Source organism: Rhodococcus daqingensis (genome assembly GCF_042665615.1).
GTDB lineage: Bacteria > Actinomycetota > Actinomycetes > Mycobacteriales > Mycobacteriaceae > Rhodococcus_G > Rhodococcus_G daqingensis.
The window spans coordinates 102,341-129,019 of the sequence record NZ_JBHTCS010000002.1; the positions used below are offsets into that span (position 1 = coordinate 102,341).

Annotated in this window: 18 protein-coding genes; 9 read left to right on the forward strand and 9 right to left on the reverse strand. The window is 70.0% G+C overall.

Features of this window, described 5'->3' with window-relative positions; translation table 11 throughout:
* The first annotated feature begins 68 nt into the window (after positions 1–68).
* From ACFQS9_RS01830 to ACFQS9_RS01840, 3 genes are read left to right on the forward strand one after another with little or no spacing between them, the layout of a single operon-like run.
* The gene (locus ACFQS9_RS01830) at positions 69–707 is read left to right on the forward strand and encodes an NAD(P)-dependent oxidoreductase (RefSeq protein WP_378400967.1); all 639 of its coding nucleotides are present in this window, start codon (positions 69–71) and stop codon (positions 705–707) included.
* 47 nt (positions 708–754) lie between these two features.
* Complete coding sequence (locus tag ACFQS9_RS01835; RefSeq protein WP_378400969.1) at positions 755–1,168, forward strand: SgcJ/EcaC family oxidoreductase; 414 nt, start codon at positions 755–757, stop codon at positions 1,166–1,168.
* Positions 1,169–1,203: 35 nt separating this feature from the next.
* On the forward strand, positions 1,204–1,572 hold the full coding sequence (locus ACFQS9_RS01840; RefSeq protein WP_378400971.1) for an antibiotic biosynthesis monooxygenase family protein: 369 nt from the start codon (positions 1,204–1,206) through the stop codon (positions 1,570–1,572).
* 44 nt (positions 1,573–1,616) lie between these two features.
* Here the strand turns inward: ACFQS9_RS01840 and ACFQS9_RS01845 are convergent, their stop codons facing one another.
* Complete coding sequence (locus ACFQS9_RS01845) at positions 1,617–4,901, reverse strand: AfsR/SARP family transcriptional regulator (protein ID WP_378400973.1); 3,285 nt, start codon at positions 4,899–4,901, stop codon at positions 1,617–1,619.
* A gap of 170 nt (positions 4,902–5,071) precedes the next feature.
* Here ACFQS9_RS01845 and ACFQS9_RS01850 point away from each other — a divergent pair, with 170 nt between their 5' ends.
* Positions 5,072–6,106 (forward strand): NADP-dependent oxidoreductase, encoded by a 1,035-nt coding sequence (locus ACFQS9_RS01850; protein ID WP_378400975.1) that lies wholly within the window; start codon positions 5,072–5,074, stop codon positions 6,104–6,106.
* Positions 6,107–6,189: 83 nt separating this feature from the next.
* On the forward strand, positions 6,190–6,585 hold the full coding sequence (locus ACFQS9_RS01855; RefSeq protein ID WP_378400977.1) for a RidA family protein: 396 nt from the start codon (positions 6,190–6,192) through the stop codon (positions 6,583–6,585).
* Positions 6,586–6,673: 88 nt separating this feature from the next.
* Here the strand turns inward: ACFQS9_RS01855 and ACFQS9_RS01860 are convergent, their stop codons facing one another.
* The 4 genes from ACFQS9_RS01860 to ACFQS9_RS01875 form a co-directional block, all read right to left on the reverse strand.
* Positions 6,674–7,474: an SDR family oxidoreductase gene (locus tag ACFQS9_RS01860; protein WP_378400979.1), complete on the reverse strand. Its 801-nt coding sequence runs from the start codon at positions 7,472–7,474 to the stop codon at positions 6,674–6,676.
* Positions 7,471–9,129, reverse strand: coding sequence for an FAD-binding dehydrogenase (locus tag ACFQS9_RS01865; RefSeq protein WP_378400981.1), 1,659 nt, complete (start codon positions 9,127–9,129; stop codon positions 7,471–7,473). Before ACFQS9_RS01865 ends, ACFQS9_RS01860 begins: the two co-directional genes overlap by 4 nt.
* 2 nt (positions 9,130–9,131) lie before the next feature.
* Positions 9,132–9,776, reverse strand: coding sequence for a TetR/AcrR family transcriptional regulator (locus tag ACFQS9_RS01870; RefSeq protein ID WP_378400983.1), 645 nt, complete (start codon positions 9,774–9,776; stop codon positions 9,132–9,134).
* 157 nt (positions 9,777–9,933) lie between these two features.
* On the reverse strand, positions 9,934–10,545 hold the full coding sequence (locus ACFQS9_RS01875) for a hypothetical protein (protein WP_378400985.1): 612 nt from the start codon (positions 10,543–10,545) through the stop codon (positions 9,934–9,936).
* A gap of 173 nt (positions 10,546–10,718) precedes the next feature.
* On the opposite strand from ACFQS9_RS01875, the gene ACFQS9_RS01880 reads away from it, so the two are divergent.
* Genes ACFQS9_RS01880 through ACFQS9_RS01890 form a run of 3 tightly spaced genes read left to right on the forward strand, consistent with a single transcriptional unit; the run spans position 10,719 to position 16,304 of the window.
* Positions 10,719–12,038, forward strand: coding sequence for a hypothetical protein (locus ACFQS9_RS01880; RefSeq protein ID WP_378400987.1), 1,320 nt, complete (start codon positions 10,719–10,721; stop codon positions 12,036–12,038).
* Entirely contained in the window at positions 12,035–13,369 is a 1,335-nt protein-coding gene (locus ACFQS9_RS01885) for a caspase family protein (RefSeq protein ID WP_378400989.1), read from the forward strand. Before ACFQS9_RS01880 ends, ACFQS9_RS01885 begins: the two co-directional genes overlap by 4 nt.
* A complete protein-coding gene (locus tag ACFQS9_RS01890) occupies positions 13,359–16,304 on the forward strand; it encodes a trypsin-like peptidase domain-containing protein (protein ID WP_378400991.1) in 2,946 nt (981 codons plus the stop codon). The genes ACFQS9_RS01885 and ACFQS9_RS01890 overlap by 11 nt, the downstream gene beginning before the upstream one ends.
* Before the next feature lie 6 nt (positions 16,305–16,310).
* Here ACFQS9_RS01890 and ACFQS9_RS01895 read toward each other — a convergent pair whose 3' ends face one another.
* Positions 16,311–16,610: a hypothetical protein gene (locus ACFQS9_RS01895; RefSeq protein WP_378400993.1), complete on the reverse strand. Its 300-nt coding sequence runs from the start codon at positions 16,608–16,610 to the stop codon at positions 16,311–16,313.
* Between the two features lie 45 nt (positions 16,611–16,655).
* Positions 16,656–17,999: a S8 family serine peptidase gene (locus tag ACFQS9_RS01900; RefSeq protein ID WP_378400995.1), complete on the reverse strand. Its 1,344-nt coding sequence runs from the start codon at positions 17,997–17,999 to the stop codon at positions 16,656–16,658.
* A 188-nt stretch (positions 18,000–18,187) separates the two neighbouring features.
* Here ACFQS9_RS01900 and ACFQS9_RS01905 point away from each other — a divergent pair, with 188 nt between their 5' ends.
* Positions 18,188–20,782: a helix-turn-helix transcriptional regulator gene (locus tag ACFQS9_RS01905; protein WP_378400997.1), complete on the forward strand. Its 2,595-nt coding sequence runs from the start codon at positions 18,188–18,190 to the stop codon at positions 20,780–20,782.
* On the opposite strand, the gene ACFQS9_RS01910 is transcribed toward ACFQS9_RS01905, so the two are convergent.
* Positions 20,763–23,360: a helix-turn-helix transcriptional regulator gene (locus ACFQS9_RS01910; protein ID WP_378400999.1), complete on the reverse strand. Its 2,598-nt coding sequence runs from the start codon at positions 23,358–23,360 to the stop codon at positions 20,763–20,765. The genes ACFQS9_RS01905 and ACFQS9_RS01910 overlap by 20 nt on opposite strands.
* A gap of 48 nt (positions 23,361–23,408) precedes the next feature.
* Entirely contained in the window at positions 23,409–26,621 is a 3,213-nt protein-coding gene (locus ACFQS9_RS01915) for a DUF4185 domain-containing protein (RefSeq protein WP_378401001.1), read from the reverse strand.
* Positions 26,622–26,679: the final 58 nt, after the last annotated feature.

Sequence of the window (26,679 nt, forward strand, 5' to 3'; positions counted from 1 at the left end):
ATCGCCCGCCCCGGGCGATCCGATCACCCCGAACTCGACATCCACATACCGACAGGAGCGAAACACCCATGCGTATCACAGTTTTCGGCGCGGCAGGACAAGTGGGAAGCCGGGCGGTGAAGGAGGCCCTCGCCCGCGGCCACGAGGTGACCGCCGTGCTGCGAAGCCCCGCCCGAGCCCACGAGGTGCCGCCGCGAGCGGAGGTTCGCATCGGCGATGCCGCGAACATCGAGGACGTCGTCGACCTGAGTATCAGCCAGGACCTCGTGATCAGTGCGACCCGGCCGACGCCGGGCCGGGAAAGCGAGCTCGTCGCGACCACGAAGGTGTTGCTCGCGGGGTTGGCCCGGACCCGGGTGCGCCTGCTGGTCGTCGGTGGCGCCGCGACCCTGACCGTGCCGGGCGCGGCCGGCGTGACCGTGATGGACGAGCCGGACTTCCCGGCCGCGTTGCGAGGCATCGCACGGGCGTGCGCCGATCAGCTCGAGGTGTGCCGCGCCGACGCGGCGGCGCAGTGGACGTACCTGAGCCCGCCCGCATTGTTGGAGCCGGGAACACGAACCGGCCGTTTCCGGCTGGGCTCGGACGACCTGCTGGTCGACGCCGACGGCGCCTCGATGATCTCCATGGAAGACCTGGCGGTGGCACTGCTCGACGAGGCGGAACGGCCACAGCACCACCGCACCCGGTTCACCGCCGCCTACTGACCCGCGCCCGCCACACCCACACCCACACCCACACCAGGAGTACCGAAATGACCACCGAGCCCTCCCGACTCGCCATCGCGCAGGTCATCGCCGACGCCGTGGAGTTCCAGAACGACGTGGACCGATTCATCCCGCTGCACACCGAGGAGGTGAACATCGTCAACTTCGGCGGGCGCCGCGTGTCCGGCCTGGACGCGCTGACCGAGGCCATGCGGCAGGCGCTGGCGACACCGCTCGCCGACGTGGCCACCACGGTGGACGTCGAGAAGATCCGATTCCTCCGCGACGACGTGGCGCTCGTGTCGTGCGTCAAGCACGTCGTCGACCGAAGGGGCTCCGCGGCAACGGAAGACCCCGCGGCGGCCCTGCCCGCGACCGCGGGGCAACTCACCTACGTGATGGTCGAGCAGGACGGCCGCTGGCGGATCGCCTCCGCCCAGACCACGCCGATCCGGACCTGAATCCCCGACCGACCATTTCCGACAGGAGAACCACCATGAGCACCGATACCAGTTTCTACTCGATCATCGACTACACCGTCGACGGACCCCGAACCCAGACCGAACTCGTCGACGCGTTCGCCGAACTCCAGGACCGCTGGGTGAGCTTCTATCCCGGCTACGTCTCCGCGCGGTTCCACGTCAGCACCGACGGGTCCCGCGTGTACAACATCGTGCACTGGGCGAGCGAGGCGGACTACCGCAACTTCATCGAGACCTCCGACACCGAGGGCCGGGTGTCGGACATCGCGGCGGCGCTGGGAGGCATCACCGGCACGGCCGAGCCCCGCATGAGCGGGATCCCGACCTACACGGTCGTACGCGAGGTCGGCCCCAGGGCGCCGGAATCCGGCGATGCGGTGTGATCGCGAGCCCCGATGAGGGGTGAGCGACCACTCATCCGTGCCCGTTATCGCACCGCCGTGTCCACTGCGGTGAGCGCGGGATCGCCCAGAACATCGGCGATCTCGCGCTCGGCGCCGTGCCGGAACTCGGAGTCGAACACGTCCTCGGACAACGCATCCCGGATCCGCGCCTCGATCCGGTTCACGTCGCCGCGCTCGGCCTCGGGCAGCGGCTGGCCCACCGATCTCCGCGCCGCGTCGGCGACCCCCAGGAGTCGAGCACCCAGTTCGGGACGGCCGCCGACCGCGTGGGCGCCGGCGAGACCCTCGAGCGCCAGGGCGATCGCGCGTGGATCGCCGGTCTCCCGCACGGCCGCGAGGCCCTCCAGGTGCAGTGCCGTGGACTCCTCCGCGTTGCCGCGTTGCTCGGCGACGAAACCCAGCTCGGCGAGGATGAGCACAACGCCGTAGAACGGGACGCCCTGGGCGGCCTCGAGCCGCCGGTCCCACTCGAGCCAGCGCCGCAGATGTGCCTCGGCGGCATCCAGATCGCCCCGCCTGCGGGCCACGAGGGCGAGCCCGACCTCGGCGAACTGCTCGGCGAAACGGTGCGATTGCTCCGCGGCGACCCGCATCGCCCGCTCGTGCAGCACCCTGGACTCGTCTAGATCACCTGTGAGCAACGCGATTCGACCGAGCCCGGACAGTCGGTACGAGACATCGGTCCACAGGCGGAGTTCCTCGGCCAGGCCGATCCCCTCCCGGTGCAGGCGCGCGGCCGCCGGATAGTCCCCCGTGATCTCCGCGAGCGCCGCCAGCACGTCGGTGGCCTGCATCCGGCCCCACCCGTCCCCGAGATCGGCGAACACGGCCACACCGGCCGCGCCGTGACGGCCGACCGATTCGAGATCGCCCCGGAACAGCGCCGCCGTCGAGAGAGCGTGCTCGGCGGCCCCGATGCCCCAGCGGTCGCCGAGTTCCCGGAACGTCGCGATCGCCGCGTCGATGAGCTCGGCGGTCGTGTCCAGCGCGCCCAGCCTCAGGTGGACGTACGCCAGGAACCATTGCGCGCGCGCCCGACCGCGGGAGTCGTCGGCGCCGTCGAAGCCCTGCAGCGCAGTCCGGCTGCGCTCCGCCGGGTTTGCGCCCTCGCCGACGAGCATGGAGAACCCGGCGAACCACACGCCGGCCCTGGCCCGGACCGCGGGGCCGGCCTCCCCCTCGAGCGCCAACGCCCCGCGCAGCGCCCGATGTCCCTCCGACAACCGGCCGCGCAGAAACCAGTACCAGGACATCGCGTCGACGATCCGCAGGGCGAGGTCCGCATCGCCTCGCTCCCCCGCACCGTCGAGCGCGGCGCGGACGTTGGCCGCCTCGCCATCGAGCCGGCGCAGGCAGGCCTGCTGGGATCCATCCCGCAGGCCAGATCCGGCATCCTCGGCCAGCTCGGCATAGAAGATGTTGTGCCGCAGTAGAACCTGCTCGAGCTCCCCGGATTCGCGCAGCCGCTCGAGGCTGTAGGCCGCAACCGATTCGAGGAGCCGGTACCTCGGCTCCGATCCCTCCTCCTCGACCGCCACGAGTGATCGGTCGACCAGGCGCGTCAACAGATCGAGCACCTCGGCGGTATCGATGCCGTCGCCCGCGCAGACGACCTCCGCGGCGCGGAGGGTGCACCCACCCGCATGCACCGCCAAGCGGCGCAACACGATCTGCGCCGGCTCGTCGAGGAGCCCCCAGCTCCAGTCGATCACGGCCCGCAGCGTCTGGTGCCGTGCGGGCGCGCCGCGCCTGCCGGCCGCCAGGAGCCGAAAGCGGTCGTCGAGCCGCTCGGCGAGCTGGTGGATCCCCAACGCGCGCACCCGGCTCGCGGCCAGCTCCAGGGCCAGCGGGATCCCGTCGAGGCGGCGGCAGATGGTGGCGACGCTGCGTGCGTTCTCGGCATCGAGCGCGAACCCAGGGGCGGCGGCCGCGGCGCGCGCCGCGAAGAGCTGCACCGCGGCCGACCGTTCGACGGCCGCGAGCCCGGCTTCAGAATCCGCGTCGGGGAGATCGAGCGCAGGCACCGCCTGTAGGACTTCCCCGTCCACGGCCAGGGGCTCCTGGCTGGTGGCCAGAACCCGAAGCCCGGGCGCCTGCCGCAGCAGCAGATCCACCAGTGCAGCAACGGAATCCGCCACCTGCTCGCAGTTGTCCAGCAGGAGCAGGGACCGTCTCGTGCGCATGGCGCCGGCGAGAAGGTCCGCCGCGTCGGTGGACTCGATCGCCGGGTGTGGGCCCGCCGCGGCGTCGTCGCGGATCCCGAGCACCGCAGCGACCGCACCGGCCACCTCATGTGGGGACGACGACTCCCGCGGGTCCGGCCGTCGCAGCTCGGCGAGTTCGACGAACCACACACCGTCGGGGAAGGTCTCGGCCACCGCCTCGGCCGCGGCCAGCGCCAATCGCGTCTTGCCCACACCGCCGGGTCCGGTGAGCGTGACCAGGCGGGCACCGGCGAGGTGGTCTCGGACCGTGGCCAGCTCCCGAGCCCGGCCGATCAGCTCGTTGCGTGCGGCAGGCAGGTTGTCGCGCGGGCGTGGCGGCGCGGCCGGCGCCGGCCCCAGGCCCGGATCCTGTTCCAGGATCGCGTGATAGAGAGCAACCATGTCCGGGCCGGGGTCGACACCGAGTTCGTCGGCCAGGACCTCCCGGAGCTGCCCATAGCTCGCCAACGCCTCGCTCTGCCTGCCGGCCCGGTACAGGGCACGGACCTGGGCGGCACGCAGGCGCTCCCGCAGCGGATTGGCCGCGACCGACGGACCCAGCTCATCCGCCAGCAGATCGTGCTCGCCGAGCTCGAGGCGTGCCTCGGCCTGATCCTCGAGGGCGGTCAGTCGCAGCTCCTGCAGGCGGGTGATGGCCTCGCGCGCGAATTCCTCGTCGGCGAAATCGGCGTAGGCGGGGCCGCGCCACAGCGACAACGCCTCGGAGAGCAGACCGGCCCGCTCCCGGGGGTCGGTGGCGGCGCGCGCCCGCGCTGTCAACGCGACGAACTGCCCGGCGTCGACGGCGTCCGGGTCGATCCGCAACAGATAACCGGGTGGGCTGTAGCCGACGAGGTCCCGGCCGCCGGACTCGGCGCTCTCGAGGGCCCGGCGCAGCTGCGAGACCTTCGTCTGCAGGGTGTTGGTGGGGTTGCCCGGCGGATCGTCGCCCCACAGGTCGTCGGCCAGCCGCGACGCCGTCACCGGTCGCCCGTGATGCACGAGCAGGTCGGCCAGCAGTGCCCGGACCTTCACCTCGGGAACCCGCACCGAGGTGCCATCAGCGGTCCACACCGCGAGCGGACCGAGCACCCCGAAACGCATTTCGCCACAGTAACGCAGCCGGTCGGGCATCGACCGGTCCCACCGTGCGTGACCCCCAGCGAACCCCCAGTCGATCGTGCGCGCCCGTCGGCAAGGTGGTTTCCAGCGAGGCCGAGGGAACCGACCAACGGGCCGCCACCGCCTCGACACCGACTAGAGAAGAGCGACTCATGACCACGAACCAGAACACCGCCACCGCGCTCACCGGCCGCGAGATCCGCCTCGCCTCCCGCCCGGTCGGCGAGCCCGGACCGGACGACTTCGAACTCGTCGAGACCGCCGTGCCGCAGCCGGGCGAAGGTCAGATCCTGGTCCGCAACACCTGGATGTCCGTCGACCCGTACATGCGGGGCCGGATGGACGACGCCGAGTCCTACATCCCTCCGTTCCAGCTGGGCGCCGCCCTCGACGGCAGCGCGGTCGGCGAGGTCGTCGCGTCCCGGTCGGAGACGATCCCGGTCGGTGCGACAGTGACCCACTTCCTCGGATGGCGGGAGTACGCGCTCCTGGACGCGGCCGACGCCACCGTCATCGACACCGAGATCGCGCCCGCCCAGGCATACCTCGGGGTGCTCGGCACCACCGGCCTGACCGCGTACACCGCGCTGACCGAGATCGCGCCGGTGCGTGAGGGTGACGTCGTCTTCATCTCCGCGGCGGCCGGCGCGGTGGGATCGGTCGCCGGCCAGATCGCACGGAAGTTGGGTGCCGCCAAGGTGATCGGGTCGGCGGGTGGTCCGGACAAGACCAAGAAGCTGATCTCCGACTTCGGTTACGACGCTGCGATCGACTACCGCGAGGGCCGCCTCGCCGAGCAGCTCGCCGAGGCCGCGCCCGAGGGCATCGACGTCTACCTCGACAGCGTCGGCGGAGGTCACCTCGAGGCAGCCGTCGGGGCGGCGCGTGTCGGCGGCCGGGTCGCCCTGGTCGGCGCGATCAGCACCTACAACAACACCGCTCCGGCTCCCGGCCCCACCAACCTGTTTCAGGCCGCCGCAAAGGAACTCACCCTGCGGGGCATGCTCATCGGCTCGTACTTCCACCTGTTCCCGGAGTACATCCCGCAGGCCGCCGGATGGCTCGCCGACGGCACCCTGAGCACCGAGGAGACCGTCGTGGACGGTCTCGACCAGGCCCCGGCCGCCTTCCTCGGGGTACTGCGCGGTGCCAACACCGGCAAGATGCTCGTCCGGCTCGGCGCCTGAACCGGCACGGCGGCGGCGCGACCCGGTCGCGCCGCCGCGAGCCCGACCCTCACCTGACACCTCCCCCGAAAGGAACCCCTGCGATGTCGTACTCCGTCATCAACCCCGAGGGCCTGCACGATCCGAGCGGATTCGGCTACAGCCATGTCGCCCGCACACGTGGGGACCTGGTGTTCATCGCCGGCCAATACGCCTCCGACGGCGACGGCCATGTCACCTCACCCGACTTCACCGAGCAGGTCGAACGTTCGCTCGGGAACCTGCGGACGGCGCTGACCTCGGTGGGTCTCGATTTCCGCCACGTCGTCGCGCTCCGCACCCACATCGTCGACCACGACCCCGAGAAGCTCGCGGTCGTCGCCAGGCTCATCGGCGAGATCTGGGGCGACCGGCCGCCAACCCAGACGCTGACCGGAGTGGCCGCGCTCGCCCTGCCGGAGATGCAGTTCGAGGTCGACGCCGTCGCGGTCACAGAGTGACCACGACCACCACCTCCTGGGGCCGTCGATGACATCGGCGGTGGTTGGCCCGACGCTCGTACAGCGAACCGCCGTAACGGGTTGCGGCTCAGCGTAATCCGTGGCGGCGCGCCACCAGCTTCTCCACCACGGTTCGCGGCAGCACGCGGCGCAGGGCGAAGGTCACCGGGGCGTTGCTGCCCACCGCGTAGAGCTGCTTGGGCCGGTCGGCCTCGATCGCCTTGACCACGGTCTCGGCCACCCGCTGCCCGCTGATGCCGGCGCGCTCGTTGGCGTCGAGCGCGGCGATCATGGTGCGGTACTCGTCCGTGTACGGCGATCCGTCGGCGAGGTAGTGGGTGCGACGCTCGCCGATGCCGGTGCTGATCGACCCCGGCTCGACCGTGGTGATCCCGACGCCGAACGGCGCGACCTCCCGCCGGGCCGCGGTCGCGAAACCCTTGATCGCCGCCTTCGTCGCGACATAGGACGAGCGGTAGGCCAGCGGGAAGCTGGCCAGCATCGACCCGACCATGACGATCCGCCCATATCCCCGTGCACGCATGCCCGGCAGCACCAGCTGGGCGAGCCGGACCGCACCGAAGACGTTGGTCTGGAAGAGCCGCTCGACCGCCTCCATCGGCAGCTCCTCGATGGGTCCGCTCTGGCTCTCCCCCGCGTTGTTGACGAGCACATCCACCTCGCCCGCGGCGGCCGCACACGCCTCGATGCTCGCCGCATCCGTCAGATCCAGGGCCAGGTACTCGACGCCGGGGATGGGATCGCCGATCGACGACGGGTTGCGGCTGGTGCCGAACACGCGATACCCGCGCCCGACAAGAGCTTTCGCCACCGCGGCACCGATTCCGGAGGACGCGCCGGTCACCAGCGCCGTCCGCGCGGCGGTCACGCGAGTTCCCGTGCCAGCGCCCGCCCCGCGGCGCGGCCGGAGAAGATGCACCCGCCCAGGAAGGTCCCCTCCAGGGCGTTGTAGCCGTGCACCCCACCGCCGCCGAACCCGGCGACCTCGCCCGCGGCATACAGGCCGTCGAAGGTCTCGCCGTCGGCGCGGATCACCTGCGAATCCAGGTTGGTCTCGAGTCCACCGAGGGTCTTGCGGGTGAGGATGTTCAGGCGCACCGCGATCAGCGGTCCGTGGTCGGGGTCGAGCAGCCGGTGCGGCTTCGCGACGCGGGTGAGCTTGTCGCTGCGGTACTGCCGGGCGTTGGTGATCGCCATCAGCTGCAGATCCTTGCCGAACTTGTTGTCGAACTGGCGATCCCGGGCGAGAACCTCTCGCTCGACCTGTTCGAACTCCAGCTGCGGGCCGCGCGCGATCTTGTTCATCCCGTCGACCAACCCGCGCAGGTTGTCCGCGACCACGAAGTCGACACCGTTGCGCTTGAACGCCTCCACCGGTCCCGGCGCCCCCTTGGCCACCCGGCTGCGCAGCAGCAGCTTGATGTCCTTACCGGTGACGTCGGGGTTCTGCTCGGAGCCCGACAGCGCGAACTCCTTCTCGATGATCGACTGGGTGAGGATGTACCAGGAGTAGTCGTGCCCGGTCGCGAGGATCGCCTTCATCGTCTGGTTGGTGTCGAAGCCGGGGAAGTTCGGCGCGGGCAACCGATGGCCGGTGGAGTCGAGCCACAGCGACGACGGGCCCGGGATGATGCGGATGGCGTGGTTCGGCCAGATCGGATCCCAGTTGACGATGCCCTCGGTGTAGTGCCACATCCGGTCGCGGTTGACGATGTTGCCCCCCGCCTTCTCGGTGATCGCGAGCATCCGGCCGTCCACATGCGCGGGAACACCCGAGATCATCGTCTCGGGAGCCGGGCCGACGCGCTCGGTCGGCCAGTTCTTGCGGACCAGGTCGTGGTTTCCGCCGATGCCGCCGGATGTGACGATTACCGCCGCGGCCCGGAACTCGAACTCGCCCACCGCGGTTCGGGAGGACGCCTTGCCCCGCTCCAGGTCGGTCGGCTCCAGGACCGTCCCCCGGACGCCGACGACGGCGCCGTCCTCGACGATGAGGTCGTCGACCTGATGACGGAACTCGAAGCTCACCAGGCCCTGCTTCTCGCCCTCGAGGACCGGCTCGGCGAAGATGCGGACGACCTCCGGCCCCGTGCCCCAGGTCAGGTGGAAGCGCGGCACCGAGTTGCCGTGCCCGGCGGCGCTTCCGCCGCCGCGTTCGGCCCACCCGACGGTCGGCACCACCTTGAGCCCGAGCTCGCGCAGGTACTCCCGCTTCTCGGTCGCCGCGAAGTCGACGTAGGCGCGCGCCCATTGCCGCGGCCAGTGATCCTCGCGTTCGCGGTCGAACCCGGCCGACCCCATCCAGTCCGCGAGTGCCAGCTCGTGGGAGTCCTTGATCCCGAGCCGGCGCTGCTCGGGCGAGTCGACGAAGAACAGCCCGCCCAGTGACCAGAATGCCTGTCCACCAAGGTTGTTACGGTTCTCCTGGTCGAGCACCAACACCCGGCGTCCGGCCTTCACGAGCTCGTGGGTGGCCACCAGTCCGGCCAGGCCCGCCCCCACCACGATGACATCGGCGTTCACATTCACACTTCCTCGCTGTAGTTGCGCAGCACGCTCACGAACAGGTTCGTGCGCGCCCGGCGGACGGTGTCACTCTCGGGTTCCATCAGGCATTGGACGGTGGTCCCGTCGTGGACGGCCACCAACGCCCGGCCGAGGGCTCGTGGGTCGGCGGCGCGCCGACCGACAGCGGCCAGCCCCGCCTCGACGAGCGGCAGGATCGTGGCGAGTATCGCGTTCTCCCGCGCGGCCATCACCCGCTTGAGGGACGGGTTCCGCAGCGCGTGGGCGGTGAACTCGGCGGTGATCCGGTACCACCGGTCGTCGACGGGGATGGCCTCGAGCAGTGCCGCGGTCATCTCCTCGAGCGTGACCGGGCCCGGCGGTTTCGCCCGCGTGGCGGCATCCGCCGCCCGGACGTCGTCGAGCATCTGCGCCGACCGCTGCTCCCACATCGCGAGGAAGAGCTCGTCGAGGGAAGCGAAGTTCGAATAGAAGGCGCCGCGGGTGTAGCCGGCGCGCTCGCAGATCTGCTCCACCGTCGAACGACCGAAGCCCTCCTCGGCGAAGACGAGCAGCGCGGCGTCCAGCAGCCGCTCCCGCGTCTGGATGCGGCGCTTGGTCACGCGCTTGGGCACCGCGGATTCGGTCTCGTCCCCGGCTCGCATCGGCCGCCCCTTCCCGACACCGCAGAACCCATTCGATACGTTTGTGTATTCGATGCGCGATCGTATCAGGTGGAGGGGTCGCCGCGTCGGGAATCGAGGGGCGTGGGCCGCAGACGAAAGCCCCCGGAGGATCCGGGGACTTTCGCGGTTCGGATCGTCAGGTCCGTCGCGCGCTGACGAGCATCGGCTCGTGCAGGTCGAAGTACGACACCTCCCCCATCAGCCGGCCTTCCTCCTCGAACAGCGAGCGCAGGTCGTCGGGGATCTCCACCTTCTCGTGCGCACGCGCCTCGGCCTCGGACGTGAAGTAGACGGTCTCGACGTAGCCGCCCGAGCCGTCCGTCGCCAGGGTCCCGCCGACGATCTCCGGGCGCAGCTCGTGCACCTGGTCGCCCGCCTGCATCAGCAACTCCCGCATCCGCGCCTCGTCACTGGTGTGGCCCTCCATGATCTGGACGAATCCGGCGTCGTCCGAGCCACCACCGAGCCACTCGGTCACGTCCGGGCAGTCCATGAACGTGACCGGTCCGGCGAAGCAGCGCTCGGTCTCTGCCCACCACGCACCCTGCTCGGGGCGCTCGCTGTTCCGGCGTGCCGCGTCCGCGGATTCGAACCGGGCCAACACGATGAAGGTTCCGTCGTCGGTCTTGCCGCAGGTCGTACCGAGATAGCCGGCCGCCCCCGGCTGCAGTTCCTCCGTCCACCGGTCCATACACCGGCGTAGCCCAGCCTCGTCCGACACCTTTCCTTGGATTACTTGGATGAACATCTCTGCCTCCTCTACGGAGTCAATCCTTCGCCCGGCCCCCGCCGGGCGCAAGGCTCTAGGGGCCAGCGCTTCGACTCCCCGAAATCGAGTAGCGCACTACTGATGACGGCACCCCCGGACCGGGAGTTCCCTGGTCATAGCGGGGGTTCGGTGCGAACGTGCGGAGGAGCATCATGCCTGTCGTCTTCATCCACGGTGTCGCAACGCGCGCGGGCGAGCAGTACCAGCGCGGGGTCGCGGCCCGGGAGGAACTGATCCGCCGGTTGCTCGTCGACCGGATGGCCGCGTCCGATCCGCGGTGGGCGGGCATGCAGGTCGTGAGCCCCTACTGGGGCGACCTCGCGGTGCGGCACTACTGGGCGCAGGCCACCCTCCCGCCGGTCGGCACGCTCGAGGACATGGGCGTCGGCGATGACGGTGTGGCCGCAGCGGACCTCGAGGTCGCCGACCTGGTGAAGGAGATCGGCAACGATGCAACCGGCCTCGAGGCACTCGGTGCCGAGACGCCCCTACGGAACGCGTGGAGCAAGAACCCGCACCGCACGGTGGAGGCGCTCCTCGCGCCGATCGTCCACTCCGATCGGTCGGTTCTGCGGCCCCAGGACCTCGGGATCACCGAGCAGGCGAGGCCCGCGCAGGCGTTGGGGGAGATCGACGGCCGAGTCCTCGCGGCCGGCTCGCTCGCGGCCTCCGACGAGGCGGTCGGAGCGGCCATCCGCGACGCCCTATCCGACGACGCCGCGCTGACCGTGATCACCGACGCGATCGTCGCGCGGACCGAGCAGGTCGCGCCGGTCGAGGCGTCGACGGACAGCGCTCTCGAGAGCCTCGGCCCGGGATGGCTCGACACGCTGCGGGACCGGGTCGGGGAGGTCCTCAACCGGGCCAAGAGCGCACCGGCCAGGGTCGCAACCCTCGCGGCACTCGACCGTTACCGAGACGGACTGCACGGGCACCTCACGTTGTTCATGGGCGACGTGTTCGTCTATCTGCTCCGTCGCGGCGAGGCTGGGTCCCCCGGGCCCATCGTCGAACGGGTCCGCGAGGCCATTGCGGACGCGCCCCGATCGCGGGCCGACGAACCGCTGATCGTCCTCACGCACTCCATGGGCGGCAACATCTTCTACGACCTCGTCACCACCTACGAACCCTCGTTGAAGGTGGACCTGTGGGTGTCGGCGGGAGGGCAGGTCGGCCAGTTCGAGGAGATGAAGCTCTTCAAGGCCAGTACGGTCGTCGACCCGCCGGCTCCGCCGATGCCTCCCAAGGTGGCCGCCCTGGGTGGGCGGGTCCGGACCTGGCTCAACATCTACGACCCCGCCGATATCCTCAGCTTCCTGGTGGAACCGGTGTTCACCGACCCGGACGCCGGTGTCCGCATCAAGGATCTGAAGTTCAAGTCGGGTGTGTCCGCGCTCAAGGCCCACGGTGCGTACTACTCCAGGCCGACGTTCTACGAGCTGCTCGGCCGCGAGTTCGGATCTCGGCCATGACCCTGCTGGCACCCGCGCAACGTCCGCCCGGCGACCCGTCCCTCATCTTCGAGGCCCCGGGCCTGTCCGGGAAACCGGCGTTGCACGCCCTCATCGCCGGCGTGAGCGAATACGCGAACCTGCCGGGCCCCGGCGAGCACGGCACCCCGGCCGGTGCCGGTCTGGGCATGAAACGGTTGTCCTCGACCAGCCTGACCGCCTACCTCATCCTCGATTGGCTCGTGAAGGCCGCGGGCGCACAGTGTCTCCACCTGCCGCTCGGGACGGTGCGCCTGCTGCTCTCGCCCACGGCCAAGGAGGTCGCAGCGACCGCGGCACCCTCCGCGCACGGCACCATCGGCCTCCCCTCGATGACCCAGCTGCAGGTGCCGCGATGCGATCAGGACAACCTGTGTGCGGCCGCCGAGGCCTGGCGCCGGAGCGCGCGGGTCCACCGTGACGGCGCCACCTTCTTCTACTTCTCCGGGCACGGCATTCAACGCACCCGCAACGATCAACTCCTTCTCCTGGATACCTTCGGAGCCGGCGGCGCTCTGAGCAAGCACTCGGTCGACGTCAGCTCCCTGCGCAACGGGATGGCGCCGTACGGGAACAACGACGGTCGGGGAGATCCCGCCGCCGTCAGGCCCGACATCGCCCGAACCCAGTTCTATTTCGTCGACGCCTGTCGCAGCGCGCCGTCGCGGATGCTGTCCTACGAGGACTCCCGTCCGGGTGCAGTGTGGGATGTCGAGTACGCCGACATGACCGACGACCGCCGAGCACCGGTGTTCTACGCCGCCATCCCGGCCGGACTGGCCCAGGCGCTGACCGACCGGCAGTCGTTGTTCAGCATGGCCCTGCTGCGGTGTCTCTCCGGCCAAGCGGCCTACCCTCCCGACCAGTCCGCCGACGACAGACGGTCGACGAACTGGCACATCTCGTCGTTCTCCCTCAACGCCGGGCTTCCCGCGCGGCTGAAGGAGGTGAACGCCGCTCACGGCGGCAACCAGATCGGGCTCGCCGACGGATTCACGGAGGACGCTGTGCTGTGCTACGTCAAAGAGTGGCCCCTCGTACCGTTCCAGCTCGTCATCGATCCCGAAAGTGCGTTGGCCGGCACGCGCGTCCACCTCCAGGGCCAGTCCGGACGGAACCTCGGCCTCGAGCGCGAATTCCGCTCACCGGTGGACCCCTATCCGTTCACGATCTCTCTCGAGGCCGGCTACTACAAGTTCTCCGCGACGCTCGACAACCCGGCGCCGCCGCTGCGGGACTGCCCTGCCGAGCTCTACCTCGTCGACCCACTCCGCTCGCGAACCTGGAAGGCGACGATGTCCCATGGCCGATGACCCCGACTCCGCGCCCCGTACGGCGAAGTCCCGAAAAGCGTCGCGTACCCCCTCCACCGGTGCCATCCGGGTCGAAACCCAATTCGACAGCGACGAACTCAGCAACTTCGCCGTGCCGGTCGAGATCCGCGGCGACGACCTTTCCGTTGTGGCGCACACGCGCAGCGGCAACACTGTCGAGGGTCTCGAGCGCGGCCACAAGTACTTTGTGACAGGCCAGCTTCCGGGAGGCTCGGCGATGACGCGCGAGGTGACGATCCCGCGTCGCTCCACAGCACCGATCACCGTCGTGCTCGAGCCCGAGCAATCGGGGGCCTCCGCCCCCTACGTCAACGAGGTACAGCAGTTCTTCGGCAATCCCGCGGCGACGATCCTTCCCCCGGCCGACGCCGGTCAACGCCCGCGATGGACGTCGCCGACGGCCGCCATCGTCGAATCGCCGCCCGTCGCGGTCGCCGGCGCGGACGGCGCGCCCGGCGCTGCGCTGGAATCACTCGGACCGGACAACGCCACCGCCGCCGTGCTGGAGTCGCTCGGACCGGCCGGCGCCGTGGCCCCCGCTGCCGCGCCCCCCGCGACCGCCGACGATGGCGACGCCGCCATCGATGTACTCCTCGGTGACTACCTTGGGCTGCCGCAGGCTCCGCTGTCGCCCCCAACCGAGACCCCGGGGGCCGCCGAGCCGCCCGCGTCCGAGCGGACCCACCGACCGAAGGTCTCCGAGTTCACCTCGACAGGTGACGAGATCCAGGTCCGCCTCTTCCACGGAAACCCCCTCGAGTTCGATGCGACACCACAGGACGTCGGCGGGGTCGTGGTCCGCGAGTTCAACCGCACGGTCCGTCAACTCGCGATCCCTGCCTCGGCAGAGGGGCCGTGGTACCTGCAGGTATTGCAGGCCGGACACCCGGCCGTCAATGTCGCACTGCCGATCTCGCCGAGCGTCGGGTGTGAGGTCACCCTGTCGCGGGTTCCCGGTGGTACTGCTGTCGGCCGGCAGTTGGACGCGATCTCACTCGACGTTCACATGGCCAATGTGGATGCCAACGCGATGGCCAGGTACCGATCCCTCGGCCTCGCATCCGAAGCCGCGATGGGCGTCGGCCCGGGCACACACTCGCTCGACGCGGACCAGTTGATCGGCGGCGACGCGCAAGATCCCATCGCAGCCGCCGTCGGCTGTTATGCCCTGCTGCGGTTCAACCGTCTCGAGCAACTCGACGAGACGAGTGAGAACCTCCGCACCGCCGCCACCTGGCTCCCGGACGGCGCGGCGATCCGGGGCGAGCATCTGGCGCGCCTGGGTCGTCACACCGAGGCACTCGAGGCCTTCCTCGAGGTGGCCGGGCGCGGACTCCCGGTGTTCAACGAGGGACTGAGCTTCACCATGGAACGCCTCGATCTCTACCTGCGTGCACGAGAGTCCGAGTTGACACCGGCTCAGGTCGAAAGGGTTCGCGCGCTACTTCCCCTCCTTCAGCGCTATTGTGCCGTCACCGATTTCACCAAACAGCTGCTGCGGTTCCACGGCCTGACCCCCAACACGCCCGGGTCTGAACCCGCGTCGGCGCTCATATCGGACCCACCGGACCCGACGAGACTCGATCTGGCGTTCGACGACCAGGCTGCTCCACCCACGACCGTCGAATCGACGGTGGCCCCGGACAGGCCCCCGTCGGGTCCGACATCGCCGGGCCCCACGGCACCGTCGCCGTACTCGGATCCGGTGATCGCCGCGACGGAGGCAAGATTCGAGGCACGGGCGCAGCATCGAGCGGGCATCGAGCGGAAGATCGCGGCGGCCAACGCCGAGACGGGCAGCATCCTCGACATCGACGATCCTCAGCGGGTTGCGCTGCGAACCCAGCGCGCCCTCAATCAACCGATCGTGCGCGAAGCGCTGGGAGCCGACTCCGCCATGGAAACCCTCGACGTCCCCGACGGTGGTGCGCGCCTGCTCGAGCGGATCCTCATCGGCGGCAACCTACTCGGCGTGGCGTTCCTCGAACTCGGAACGTCCGTGTCGCACAGCGTGGGACTCATCCGCTTCCGCAGCCAGTTCGAGAACCTCGGCCACGGTACCGGTTTCATGGTCTCGCCACGGCTGCTCCTCACCACCAATCGGGTTCTGCCCGACCCCGAATCGGCCCGATCTGCTCGGGTGGAGTTCGACTTTCAGAACGGTATCGACGGCCTGCCCACGCCGTCACACCTGTTCGACCTCGAACCGGACGTCCTGTTCCTCACCGACACCGAACTCGACTTCACCCTCGTCTCGGTGTCGACCCGATCCTGTGCGGAGCCGCCCCGTCCGCCGGTCCCGTTGGGTCGCTTCGGCTTCAACCGAACCAGCCGCGACCAGGGCAAGATCGTTCTCGGCGAATCCATCAACATCGTGCAGCATCCTTCCGGTCGGCCGAAGCAGATCGCGCTGCAGCAGAATCAGCTGGTCGACAGGCTCGACCATTTCCTGCACTACAGCTCCGACACATCGCCGGTCTCCCCCGGCGCCCCCCTCTTCAACAACCAATGGGAGGTCGTCGGTCTACACCACTCCGGCGTCCCTGCGCGAGACGACGAGGGCAACATACTGTCCGTCGGCGGAACGCCGTGGACCAGCGATCACGGGGACTCGGAGATCCGATGCGTCGCGAACGAGGGCCTGCGAATCAGCAGCGTTCTCAACCGGATCAGCAAGGTAGAGGGATTGTCCCCGGACCAACAGAGCCTGGTCGGCGATGTCCTGAACCCTCCCGTCGCGCTGACACTCCCGCCGGTCGAGACTCCACCGCAGGCGCCCGTATCGGCAACGCCGCCCGTGAGTGCCGCCGTTGCCGCCGAGGCCACACCTGCGCCAGGGGGCGTGTCGCTGACGATCCCGCTGCACATCACGGTCCGGCTCGGTGACGTGGGGGGCGGCGACCCGAACGGGTAGGCCGGCTCACTCGGTCGCGTCATCCTCGGTCGCGTCGTCGTTCGCGCCGCCCGGGATCGGCCCCATCGGTTCAATCGGGGGATTCGAGTGCGGACCGGTGCCGAGTGCCCGGCCCCCGAAGTCCCGCGGGATACGGTCCGCCCGCACCTCGACACAGTAGATCCCGCGAGCCGGTTCCACGGGGACGACTCCGAACCCCTCGACCAGGGCGTCGAGGCCGAGGCCGAGCTGCTCCGCCGCTTCGGTCAGGTTGGGCGGATCGTCGCGCGCGACCACCGTCATCAGCACCGTGGGCTCCTCGCTCATCCGTCACCGGCCCGCACCGACGGGGTCACTCGAGGGATCGCGAGGTCACACATTCAGGCTCTGCGCCGTCGCGTCCGGATCGATGATGCCGTGCCCATAGTCTCCGTTCCACGTGGTCGCCCCGTTGACCTTGCGAGCCATGGCCAACAGTTGCTGACGCAGGTTGGCGGGCGGGAGGGTCTGCGTCGACACCTTGGATCGGATCGCGGCGACACAGCCGGCCGCGACGGGACACGCTGCGGACGTGCCGCTGTCCGGCGATCCGGTCCCCATTGCCGCTGATCCGCTGAAGTGCGTGTACGAGCTCAGGTCCGGCTTCTCCTGGAACATCCCCGATATCGAGGGGCCCTGCGAGGAGTAACCCACCCGGTCGTCGTTCACGTCGCAGCCCGCGAGCGTCAGCACGTCAGAACTCGCGTTGGCGCCCATGATGGTGCCCGTCGTCCTGTTCTGACATTTGGTGGATGCGCATTCCGCACCGCAGTTTCCCGCGGCGAACACCACATCCGCTCCGCCACGCGTGAGCACCGAAACCAGCACCTGGAACGGATGGTTGGGGTTGTCGACATAGCGGCCGGGGTGCCCCGCATTGAAATCCCAACTCGGGTGATAGATGCCCCAGCTGTTGGACACCACCAGGCTGCGATAGCGAGGCGCCCCTCCCGGAGCAAATGCGACCGACCAGAACGCGATCAATTGTGCATAGGCCTGCACGGCAACACTGAGCGTGCTTCCCGTCAAGGCCCCACCGGGCGCGGACCCCCTGAGCACCGGGAAGTCGATGAGCGTCGCCTTGGGAGCCATGATCAGCGCGTCGTAGGCACACATGGTGCCGTGACCGACCGGGTGCGCGAACGCGGCGGTCGACCGTCCGGGGGCCATCCAGGAGTTGGCCGGGTCGATGGGCGGGACGCCACCCAGCGCCGTCCTCAGGTGCGCCAGGTTGATGCCGGTGTCCACGATCGCCACCGCGACACCCGATCCGTCCAGACCCCGCTGCGCCAGCACCGACCCGTTCAGGTTCCGGCTCACGTCAGCGGCGGTACCGAGCGGGGGCGAACCCCCGCAGGTCAGGAACGGGGCGATCGGCGGATCTGCGTTGACCGGCCTTCCGTCCAGTTCGAACGGTATCGGTTCGTCCTCCTCGAGCTCGAGGAAGCCTCGGACCACGAAGTGTTCGGAAACCGCAGGACCCATCGGTTCCAACGAGAACTGATTCTGATCGCCGGTGCCGACGGGCACCGCCGGAAATGTCGTGTCGAGTTCGACACTCGACGGAACGGTGGCTTCCTCGACGGGAATTCGGGGGGGACGCCCTTCTGCCGCAGCGGTAGCCGATTCGATCAGCGGCTCCTGCGCCGGCAGATCGACGAGTACTGGGACGCGCATTTCGATCACTCCCGGTCGTGGCAGCAAATTCGATGGCACAAACGTTACGAGCGCTCCGGAAAGCCTGACAGAGTATGCGACTACTCGATTTCGGCGCGCGCAACAGTGCCAACGATCGCCGATTCGGCGCGAATGAACACGAGAACGGTTCTCACGGGTGTCGCGGTCACCGGACTAGAATCTTGCGTGTGAACCTGGCCTGGCCGGTGATCGAACGGCGAGCGGCATCGACCGCGATCGCCGAGGCCTTGGGATCGGGCGACGGGTCCCGCGGCGTCCTCGTCGAGGGCCTCGCAGGCACCGGGAAAACCACCCTCATCACCGACTACGCGTCGAGCCTTCGACGCCCGGTCCGGTGGATCACCGGCACGGCGGCCGCCCACGGCAGGCCCTTCGGGGTCGTACCCCGCCGCGTCGACACGACGTCCCCGTGGAGCCTGGCGGCGATGCTGTCGGATGCGGGCCGCAGTTTCAGCGAGGAACTGTCGGGCGGCACGATCGTCGTCGACGACGCCCACCTGCTGGACCCGCTGTCCGCGGCCCTGCTCAACCAGCTCGCGACCGGCGGCGGCCCGGCATTGGTGGTGGCGTTCCGGACCGGTGAGCCCGCGCCGGATGCGATCACCGCACTGTGGAAGGACCGGGGACTGGCCCGGTTCACCCTCGGTTGTTTCGATCGCGGCGAGACCGAGGCGGTGCTGACCGCCGCGCTCGGCGGTGCGGTGGAAAGCCGAACCGTCGATCGCATCGCCGCGACGACCCAGGGCAATCCCCTCTACCTTCGCCACCTGGTCGAGGGTTCGCTCGCCGCCGGTCACCTGCGCTGCACCGCCGGAATCTGGCAGCTACGCGGCGAGCCCGTCGTCACGCTCGAGTTGGCACTGCTTCTGCATCACCGGTGCGTTCATGCACCACCGGCCGCCCGTCGGGTCGTCGCGCTGGTCGCCTTCGGAGAACCCCTCGAACTGGCGGCCCTGGGCGACCTGGTCGGCCGGGAATCGATGCTGGCCGCCGAGCGTGCCGGGCTGGTCCGCTTCAGCACGGAGGGGTCGACGCTGATGGCGCGGTTGGCGCACCCGTTCCTCGGCGAGGTGGTCCGCAGGGGGATGGACGCTGCTGCGGCCCGCCACATCCGGGGTGAGTTGGCATCCCGGCTCGCCGGTGCCCCCGAACCCGCCGAACGCGTCCGCGCCGCGGAACTCTCCCTGCGCAGCGACCGCCGGGCCTGCGCGCGCGTCCTCACCGAGGCGGCCGCCGACGCCATCGCGTTGTGCTCCTTCACCAGCGCAGAAGTCCTGGCTCGGGCCGCGACGGCCGACGGCGGCGGTGTCCGGGCGGAACTGATCCGCGCCACCACCCTGGCGGGGACGAACCGGGCAGCGGAGGCGGAGCGTCTCCTGGCCGTACTGAACCCCGAGGGCTGGGCCGAGCGGCAACTCGTCCGGTGGGCCGTGCTGCGGTCCGGAAACCTGTTCTGGAACCTGGGTGCGGGCGAGCGCGCGACGGGCCTCCTGAGTTCTACCCGCGCGCGGGTCACGACGCCCGCGGGGCTCGAGTGCCTGGACGCCGCACGCGCGGCCATCGATCTCTGCCGCGGACACACCTGCGTCGCAGTGGAGGCGGCCAACCGGATCCGCCACGCGGACTGTGCCCCGCCGGCCGCCAGGATGTGGGCGGCAAGCGCGGGGTGTCTCGCGCTCAGCCTGATGGGCCGCGGACACGAGGTGCCGCGATGGGCCGACGAGACGGCCGGTCTGACCGAATGGGATACGTCCGCGCTGCGCTTCGCCGTCGGACACGGCGAGATTCTCGCGCTGATCTACGCCGGCCGATACGACCAGGCCGAGACCTGCGCGCGGCGGTACCTGGAGCTGGCCCGAAACAACGACGCGATGTGGTTCGGCATGAGCTCGCTGCTCGGAAAGCTCGAGCTGGCCAGGGGACGGCTGGCCGAGGCCGGAAGGCGGCTGGAGGAGGCGACCTCGGGGCCGGGGCGGTCAAACCCGCAATGGCGAGTGCTCGCCAATCTCCTTCTGGCCCAGTGCTTGGCTCTCTCTGGGCGGCGGATCGAGGCGATGGCCGCGGTCGAACGCGCGGAGGACGCGTTCGGCGAGAACACCGCGCTCTACCGGGCCGACCTCGGCATCACCCGGTCGTGGCTCGCGGCGGGGTCGGGCGACCTCGGCCGCGCGATCGGGCTGGCCCGTCGGGCCGCGGATCATGCGAGCGAACTCGGGCTGTTCGCCGTCGCGGCCGAGGCAGTGCACACCGCCGTCCGCTTCGGCGACCGTGCCTGCGGCGCACGGTTGACTGCGCTGTCGAACATGGTCGACGGCAGCCTGATCGCCCCGATGACCACGCAGGCCATTGCCGCCGAAGCGGCAGACGGCTACGGATTACTCTCTGCCGCAGCCCAGTTCGACCATCTCGGCTCGCGACTGCTGGCGGCGGACGCCTTCGCCCAGTCCGCGGCCGCCTTCCGGAGAACGGGCAATCGGCGCGCCGAACTGCGGGCATCGACCCGGGCATACACACTCGCGCGTATGTGCGGCGACGCATGCACGCCCGCGATCCTCGCGGCCGCCGGACCACTGCCGCTGACCCCGCGGGAGCACGAGGTCGCCGTCCTGGCTGCAGCCCGGCTGACGAACCACGAGATCGCCGATCGACTGGCAGTGTCGACCCGCACCGTCGAGGGGCACATCTATCACATCTACATGAAGCTCGACGTGCCCGATCGCGAGGGGTTGGCCGACATGATCCTCATGGAGACCGCCCCGTAGCGGGACCCCAGTCCTCATCACACGGCTTGCGCACCAAGGCTTCTCGATCGGCGACATCGAGTTTCGCGAGCAGTCGGTGCACGTGCCCCTCGACCGTGCGCACGGACAGGGTCAGCCGCTCCGCGATCTCGCGATTGGTCATGCCGGTGGCGACGAGGGCTGCAACGACACGTTCCCGGCTGGTCAGCGCCATCGGGTTCTCGAGCACGCTCAGCGCCGGGGTGCGCGCCCCGGCGCACACGGCGGCGAGCCGTCGCGCCATCGCCGCAGAACGCTGCTCGTCGCGACTGGCCCCGCTCCGGCGATGCGCCAACGCGGCCTGCGCCGCAGCGTCGGCGGCGAGCAGGTTCGCAGACATGGACTCGAACTCGCGTGCCACACCATCCAATCCGTGACCGTCGTGGGCCTGCCACGCCTGGGCATGAGCGGCCGCGACACGGACGAAGGGGCCGTCGACCCGGCGCGCGAGGCGGCGGAGCCGACCGGTCGCCGACCGGTCCCCGAACCGGACGGCGGTGTGCAGCGCCATCGCCTCGATACCGAACATCGAACCCGCCCGGGCGAGCGCGGCCGCCCCGCGTGCCACCCTGACCGCCTCGTGGTGTTCACCCCTCGCCGCGACGATCCAGGCCCTGGCGTGCATCAGATCCGGTCCGAACGACGCGAGATGGTCGCCGAAGGACTCCTCCGCGCAATCGAGGGCCTCGATCGCCGGATCGACCCGCCCCTGTGCACCGAGCGCCTGGGACAGCCCGATCGCGCACAGCACGACCCACATCCGCGGGCCGCCGCTGGCGGCGGCCGCTCTGCCCCGCCGGAACTGGTCCTCGGCCTCGGCCACCCGGCCCGCGGCCAGGTGCGCGAGCCCGTGGATGTAACCCTCCACCACCCACCGCGACCGCCCGGGCGGGATCGCGGTCGCATAGCGTCCGAGCAACTCATCGATCCCGGAGAGGTTGCCGGCCAGGGCGGCCGCCGACACCTCGGCCACACCGATCTGCAGGCGCCCCAGCAGGAACCCGGTGCTCGTCGCCGCCGCCACGCCGCGCGCCGCGACCTCGGTCACCTCGTCGGCGTGACCGGCCCTGGCCAGGGCGAACCCGCCGGTCGACGCGGCAAAGGCCAGGGCCGGTGCCGAACTCCCCGCGGCCCCGAACAGCGTCCGCGTCAACTCGATCGCGCGCGGCACGTTGTTCGCGAAGAAGTCGAACGTGACGTCCGCCGAGGCCAGCACGTCCAGCCCGTCGCGGCTGGTCACGTGCTGCCGCAGCCGATCCAGCTCCGCCCGGGCCGCGGCCTGCCGGTTGTCGAAGAAGTACGTGGTCGAACGCCACAGCCCCCAGGCCAGATGCTCGTATTCCGGCATCTCGCGGGGATCGAACGCCGCGAGCAGCGAATCGGCCTCCTCGGACCGGCCCTGCCAGGTCATGGCCCGCGCGAGGATCACCGCCGCCCGCAGCCCGGCGCCGCGGTCCAGGGCCGCCTGCGCCAGGCGTTCCGCCAGCGGGTAGTCGCACAGCGCGAGCGCGCGTTCGGCCGCATCGGCGAGGAGTTCCGCGTCCAGGTCTGCGTCGCCGTCGAGCGCGAGCGTCGCCATCCGAAGCTCCTCGCCGGCCGTCGGGCCCTCGGCGAGCGCGCGCACCAACCGGCCCCGCAGGCTTCGCGCGGCCAGCGGGGCGGTCCGCTCGCGGAGCACCTCGCCCACGATGGGGTGACGTAGCCGCGCGACGCGTCGGCTCCCGTCCGGACCGATCCGCAGGTGCCCGCTGCGCTGCGCCGAAACGATCGCGTCGCGGGGCGCGGCGCGGTCGAGCACCTCCACATCGAGGTCGCCCGCGAAGGCCAGGAGCCTCAGCACCTCCATCGCCGCCGGCTCCGCGGTGGGCAGTCGGGACTCGAGCAGCATGGCTAGCTCGTCGGTCACGACAGGGCGTTCCTTGAGCTGCCAGACGCCGCCGACCTGATACAGCAACCCCGAGTCCCAGGAACCCTCGAGAAGGTGCCTCAGGTACAGCGGATTTCCCTCCGACGCCTCCCACATCCACTGTGCGCTGACCCGGTCCAGGGGACCGTCCAGCGCGGACTCGAGCACCCGCCCGGCCTCGCCGCGAGTGAACGCGGCGAGATCGATGCGCTCGAGCAGCCCATCGCCGAGCATCGCGGGATCCGGACCGGTTTCGCCGCTCCCGAAGGTCACCACCAAGTGGACCTTGCCGTCCTCGACGAGCTGCCGGACCAGGGCCCCGGACAGCGGATCGAGCAGGTCGGCGTCGTCCACGACGAGGGTGATGTCGGCGCCGCGGCCGCCGAGGGCGGAGCAGGCGTTCGCTAACGCCGTCGCCGGGTCGGGGGCCGCGTCGATCTCGATCAGGTGGGCGAAGGCGCCGAGCGGAATCCGGCGAGTCGACTCGGCGCCGACGGCCCAGAGGCTCGTGGGACGTGCCCGCGAGGCGATGGTTCTCGCCAGCGTCGTCTTGCCCACCCCGGCGGGACCGACGATCACCACTCCACGCGAAGAACCTCGGGGGGAGGCACCGATCTCGTCCCCCCGCGGGATCAATGGCCACCTGAGGACCATAGGGGGATTGTAGGCGCGGCCCCTACCGGCCGGTGCGCTTGTCCGGAATCAGTGGCCGCCCGGGGAGCGGGTCGGGACGACGTGCGCTCGACCGCCGTGGTTGCCGGCGACCGCCCCGTCATCGCGGAACCCGGAGACGCTCGTGACCGGGATCTTGAACTGCAGCACGCGGTACGGCCACCCCGCGTCCGGGCCGTCGGTCTTCCACTGACTGAGCAGGATGTGGAAACCCCCGTCCAGCCTCGAGCCGGGGATGATCGACGGACCGTAGAGCTGCGCGACCGCATCGTCGCCCTCCTGGCCCCAACCGACCCCGCGGATGGGCGTGCTCTTGTGCGCCTCGTAGAGGTTGTCGGTGATGTTGCGGAAGACCCGAACGTCGATGTCGTACCCGCCGACGTTGGAGGAGTCGAAGTTGACGAACACCCATTCGCCCTGGATCCGCCGCAGGCACATCTCACCGAACTTGTCCGCCGAACCCACGCCCTCCAGCACCGGAGTGGGCTCGTTGCCCCACCCCCAGGCGCCGTCCTGCCAACCCCACCCCTCGTACGCACCCGGATCCGCGATCCGCTCGCCTCGGACGCGCCGGATGATCAGGGGCTTGTCGCGCTGAAAGCCGGTGGAGAACACGTAGACCCACCCGTCCTCGGCGATGTCCCAGGTCCACAGCTGCGCGAGCCCCCGGTGCAGGCCGGCATCGAACTTGGCGCCGGTGTGTTGCCAGGTGTTGCCGTCGTCGGTCGACTTCCAGATCTCGGTCCACACCACGTTCCCGAGGCCCTTGTTGACCATGACGTGCAGGTACATCGTGTCGCCCACGGTGATGACGTCGGAGGGCAGCACCGTGGAGAACACCGGGTTGTCGTGCGGGTAGTCCCAGAGTTGACGCGCGTATCCGGGGTCGCCGCCCGCCGCCTGGCTCCAGGAGATGCCGTCGTCCAGCTTCCTGGTGTCGGAGAACAGCCCGACGGGCGAGCGCCAGTCGCCGGCGCCGACCCGCGGTCCGCGGAAGGTGTCCCCGAACACCGCCAGGATCCGCCCCGACGGGGTGCGTGCCATGACGCCGAGATCGGTTGCCGCCATGCCGAATCGGTCGGTCAGCCCGGGTCCGGTGGCGTCCGCGATCTTCCTCGAGCGATGCACCTTCGGCCCCGGGTCGATCGGCGCCGCCGGCATCCGCGGCTGGGGCGCCGGCAACCGCCACCCGTTGCGGATGACCTCGTTCCACTCGCCCTCGTAGACGTTTCCGGTGACGGGCCAGCCCCACAGCTGCTGCATCCGGGTCGCGGCCGCCTTGGTGGCGTTGTCGAAGATGCCCGATCCGGGCACCCCGATCGCCTCCTGCCAGCGCCTGAGACCGTCCTTCGACGACTGTGGCTCGTTGCCGTAGGTGTTCGACCACGACTCGGTAGGGCCGTCGAGCGGCCCCCAGTAGTGACCGGCGGGCAGCGGGAAGCGGTCTGGATCGTCCTTGATGCCCGCGTACCGCTTCGCCTTGGCGAGCACCACGTCGTACGGGAAGGTGTCGGGCACGTCCCAGTGCGTGCCGTCCTTGTAACCCTTGAGGGCCACCGACCCGTAGGTGTAGTTGTTGTGGCTGCTCACGCCCCTGAGGTTCGCCCCGACCCCGCCGATGTCCACGCGCTCGATGGGGACGTCGTAGTCTCTGGCGACGGTGGCGATGACGAAGGCCACCATGTCGAGCTTCTTCTCGTGCGCGAGCCACTGCTCGCGGGTCTTGGGGCGCTCCTCACGATTCGGGTTCGCCCCGCTCCAGGTCTCGACGGTGCCCGAGGTGCCCACCATCGCGATCTGAACGCTCACGCGGTTGTCGCTGAGCACACCCCACGCGGTGTTCTTGGTGGTGACGGTGTTGATGATGTGTTCGTCGTCGACGAGGTAGTGGTAGCTGCCGTCCTGCTGGCGGGCCTGGTAGTCGGCGACGTTCTCGGCCCGGGTGATCCGCTCCTGATTCTCGGTGGTGTGCAGATAGATTCGCAGGTAGGCACCGTGCCCGCCGTCATACCCGGGACCGCCGTACCAGGTGATCGGGTATCCGTTCGGTGCCGCGACGGCCACCGGTTCGACCGCAGGCGCGGGGCCCGGTTCGACGGCGGGACCCGGCTCGACGGCGGGGGCCGGCTGGACCGCGGGAACCGGCACCGCTTCGGCCACCGCATCCCACTGCCCGAACGGCTCCTTGAGGATGCGGTTGCGGTCGATGCCGACCCCGCCCACCGTCTGCTGGTCGATCTCGAACTGGTGCAGGTGCGCGGCCGGATGCACGCGGCCGCCGCTGCCCCAGTTGTGCATCCAGAAGTAGCTGCCGATGCCGTCGCGCAGCGCCCAGTCGATGGTCGGATAGTTGCAGTAGACACCCATCCGGGCCTTGCCGAGACGGTCCTGCCACGCCTGCAGGTAGGGGCGCACCAGGGTGTTCCACTGGTCCTCGCTGGGCGAGGCGTCCACCGACACGTAGATCGCGGCGGCGTCGGGACCGCCGGCCTCGCGGTGCAGTGCGAGGCCGCGCTCGGCGTCTCGACGGCCCTGCTCCGCGCCGCCGAGCCAGTCGGACTTGCCGAACTGGAAGTTGGAGACCACGACCATCCCCCGGGCGCGTAGGGCGTCGGCCTCCTGCCTACGCAGGGGTTTGCCGATCATCCATCCCGCCCGCGGATCCGAGATGTAGCGGATGGCGCCGACGAACCCGCCCGACTGGATCTGTTGCGCGGTCGGGACACCGGCGGAGAAGTCCACCAGCAACTTGCCGACCAGCGAGGCCTGCCCGTCACCCGTCGTCGCCTCGCGCGGATCGACCGCATCCCTGAGCCACATCGCGTTGGGATCGAGGTCCGGCCCTCCGAATCGACCTGGTGCGCCGAACGTCTCGAAGTGCAGGTGCGGCCCGCTCGAGCCGCCCTCGCTTCCGACCACGGCGATCTTCTGGCCCGCGTGCACGATGTCCCCGAACTTCCACTGCTGCCCGGTGTCGGGGTTGATGAAAGAGGACGGGGGCGTGTGGCCGAAGGTGAAGTCCAACCCGCACTGGTCCTGGGAGTCGATGACCAGCCAGGACCCGTAACCCTGTGGGTCGTCGTTAATCCCGACGTGCGCGATGGTGCCGTCGGCGGGTGCATAGATCGGGGTGCCGGTGTCCGCGGCGATGTCCACTCCGCGATGGTCGGGCCGGTCGGGGGTGCGGTAGCCGCTGCTTTCGCCCGTGTAGCTACCCGGGGCCAAGGGGTGGTAGTGCTTCATGTCTGCCTCGCCGGTGAGGATGGAATCGAATCACGATTTCCAGCGGGCAGTGACCCGG

Excerpts from the sequence above, each read along its gene's own strand:
- ACFQS9_RS01830 (WP_378400967.1), top strand. The coding sequence starts at position 69 with ATGCGTATCACAGTTTTCGGCGCGGCAGGACAAGTGGGAAGCCGGGCG.
- ACFQS9_RS01870 (WP_378400983.1), bottom strand. The coding sequence starts at position 9,776 with ATGCGAGCCGGGGACGAGACCGAATCCGCGGTGCCCAAGCGCGTGACC.
- ACFQS9_RS01885 (WP_378400989.1), top strand. The coding sequence starts at position 12,035 with ATGACCCTGCTGGCACCCGCGCAACGTCCGCCCGGCGACCCGTCCCTC.
- ACFQS9_RS01855 (WP_378400977.1), top strand. The coding sequence starts at position 6,190 with ATGTCGTACTCCGTCATCAACCCCGAGGGCCTGCACGATCCGAGCGGA.
- ACFQS9_RS01875 (WP_378400985.1), bottom strand. The coding sequence starts at position 10,545 with ATGTTCATCCAAGTAATCCAAGGAAAGGTGTCGGACGAGGCTGGGCTA.
- ACFQS9_RS01910 (WP_378400999.1), bottom strand. The coding sequence starts at position 23,360 with ATGGTCCTCAGGTGGCCATTGATCCCGCGGGGGGACGAGATCGGTGCC.
- ACFQS9_RS01880 (WP_378400987.1), top strand. The coding sequence starts at position 10,719 with ATGCCTGTCGTCTTCATCCACGGTGTCGCAACGCGCGCGGGCGAGCAG.
- ACFQS9_RS01890 (WP_378400991.1), top strand. The coding sequence starts at position 13,359 with ATGGCCGATGACCCCGACTCCGCGCCCCGTACGGCGAAGTCCCGAAAA.
- ACFQS9_RS01915 (WP_378401001.1), bottom strand. The coding sequence starts at position 26,621 with ATGAAGCACTACCACCCCTTGGCCCCGGGTAGCTACACGGGCGAAAGC.
- ACFQS9_RS01845 (WP_378400973.1), bottom strand. The coding sequence starts at position 4,901 with ATGCGTTTCGGGGTGCTCGGTCCGCTCGCGGTGTGGACCGCTGATGGC.
- ACFQS9_RS01895 (WP_378400993.1), bottom strand. The coding sequence starts at position 16,610 with ATGAGCGAGGAGCCCACGGTGCTGATGACGGTGGTCGCGCGCGACGAT.
- ACFQS9_RS01900 (WP_378400995.1), bottom strand. The coding sequence starts at position 17,999 with ATGCGCGTCCCAGTACTCGTCGATCTGCCGGCGCAGGAGCCGCTGATC.
- ACFQS9_RS01840 (WP_378400971.1), top strand. The coding sequence starts at position 1,204 with ATGAGCACCGATACCAGTTTCTACTCGATCATCGACTACACCGTCGAC.
- ACFQS9_RS01850 (WP_378400975.1), top strand. The coding sequence starts at position 5,072 with ATGACCACGAACCAGAACACCGCCACCGCGCTCACCGGCCGCGAGATC.
- ACFQS9_RS01835 (WP_378400969.1), top strand. The coding sequence starts at position 755 with ATGACCACCGAGCCCTCCCGACTCGCCATCGCGCAGGTCATCGCCGAC.